Annotated in this window: 2 protein-coding genes; both read right to left on the bottom strand. The window is 65.3% G+C overall.

What is annotated here, in order from left to right; all coding sequences use genetic code 11:
- Positions 1-14 precede the first annotated feature (14 nt).
- The gene (locus tag GJ632_RS21175) at positions 15-308 is read right to left on the bottom strand and encodes a cox cluster protein (RefSeq protein WP_089807045.1); all 294 of its coding nucleotides are present in this window, start codon (positions 306-308) and stop codon (positions 15-17) included.
- Between the two features lie 306 nt (positions 309-614).
- On the bottom strand, positions 615-2,076 hold a 1,462-nt coding region (locus tag GJ632_RS21170; RefSeq protein WP_191453954.1), incomplete at its 5' end, for a cbb3-type cytochrome c oxidase subunit I.

The raw sequence follows: 2,076 nt of genomic DNA, 5'->3' as shown, positions 1-2,076 counted from the left end.
CGTGCGCGGTGTCGTCACACTCCCTCGTCGTCGACGTGCCGCGACACGAACGCGACGAGAGCCAGCGGAATCCCGAGGACGACGGCGATGGTCAACGCGCCGTACGCCGCGAATCCGAGTAGCGTCGGCGGGAACGGGACGAGAAACAGGAAGCGCGGCGCGCGCAGACCGCCCACGAAGACGGAGACGAGTGCGCCGGCGACGCCGGCGACGACGACGAGTGCGAAGTAGACGATACCGACGAGTCGAGGGCCGCGGATGCTCCGCTGTCCGGCGACGCGTCCGCCTCCGTCGCTACGTTCGCTCACGTTCTTCGGTCGGGATGCCACTCGGTTAGCCGTTCCGCTCTCGGCGTCGCACCGACGACTCTTTGCCCGTGGAACCCCGACCGTTCGGGTATGTCCGATAGAGACCTACTCGGTCTTCTCCTCGCCGGCGTGGCGGTGCTGATGTCCGTGACGGGCATCCTCCTCGCCGTCTGACCCGCTCGGTCGACGCGGTTCGCTCCGTCCGCCGAGCGACTGCGTCGGCGACGGCGCTCGGATTCGACCCCGAGAGCAGTCGCTCGGGGGCGTGAGTCACGAACGAAAAAAACCGCGAGCGGGCGGGAGCGTCTACTTCGACTGGTCGTCGTCGTCGTTCTCGGGGACGCCGCCGTCGGTGAGCGTCTCCTCTTCCTCGCCGCCGTCCGCGATTGCGGTCTTTATCTTGCGGTCGTACCACTCCCACTCGGCGGTGTAGAGTCCCTCTTCCTTGAGGTTCCACGGGTCGCCGTCCTCGACGACGGGGCCTTCGAGCCACGACTGGACGAAGTTCCAGACGAAGATTATCTGGCCGACGAGGAGGATGAGCGCTCCGAGCGTCGCTATCTGGTGGAGCGTGGCGAACTCGGGCAGGTACGTCGCGTACCGGCGCGGCATGCCGCCGTAGCCGAGCAGCACCATGGCGAAGAACGTGACGTTCGTCCCGACCATCGAGAGCCAGAAGTGCGCCTTGCCGAGCGTCTTCTGGTACATCCGACCGGTGTAGATGGGGAACCAGTAGTAGATGCCGGCGAACCCGGCGAACGCGATGGCGCCCATGACGACGTAGTGGAAGTGCCCGACGACGTAGTACGTGTCGTGCAGGATGAGGTCGACGGGCACCGAGGCGAGGAACACGCCGGTGACGCCGCCGATGATGAAGTTCGAGACGAAGCCGATGCAGTAGAGCATCGGCGTCGTGAGGCGGACGTTCCCGTTCCACATCGTGGTTATCCAGTTGAACGTCTTGACTGCGCTCGGGATGGCGATGGCCAGCGAGACGGCCATGAACGAGGCGCTGAGGCGCGGGTCGATACCCGTCGCGAACATGTGGTGCGCCCAGACGCCGAACGAGAGCACGCCGATGGCCAGCGTGGAGTAGACGACGAACTTGAAGCCGAACAGCCGGCGCCCGGAGAACCGCGGCAGGACGTAGCTGACGATGCCCATCGGGGGCAACACGAGGATGTAGACTTCGGGGTGACCGAAGAACCAGAACAGGTGCTGCCAGAGGATGGGGTCGCCGCCGTTGACGAAGAACGACGTGGCGAAGTTCCGGTCGAGCAGCAGCATCAGGATGGCGCTCCCGAGGAGGGGGAACGCGAACAGGATGAGACCGGACTGCGTGAGGATGGTCCACGAGAAGATGTCGAGGTTCGCCCAGGTGACCTTCTCGGCGCGTTCGGTGAAGATGGTCGCGATGAAGTTGATGGCACCCATCGTGGCGGAGACGCCCGTGAGGTGCAGACCGAGCAGCATCAGGTCCACGCCGGCGTTCATCTGGTTCCCGTTGCCGACACCGGCCGACAGCGGGGTGTACATCGTCCACGCCGTCTGCGCCGGGATGACGTCCGGGAGCGGGAAGAAGCCCGCCCAGATGAGGAGTGCGCCCGGTGGCAGGAGCCAGAACGCGATGGCGTTGATGCGCGGGGAACGCCCATGTCGTCGCGCGATGAGCAACGGCACGAAGTAGTTACCGAACGCCGCGATGATGGGCGTCCCGAACAGGAAGAGCATCGTGATTCCGTGGCTGGTCAGGAGCGAGTTGTAGTAC

This window comes from Halogeometricum sp. CBA1124, assembly GCF_009741955.1.
In the GTDB taxonomy this organism is placed as follows: domain Archaea; phylum Halobacteriota; class Halobacteria; order Halobacteriales; family Haloferacaceae; genus Halogeometricum; species Halogeometricum rufum.
The sequence above is the reverse complement of the archived record's forward strand: the minus strand, read 5'-3'. Positions and strand labels throughout refer to the sequence as shown.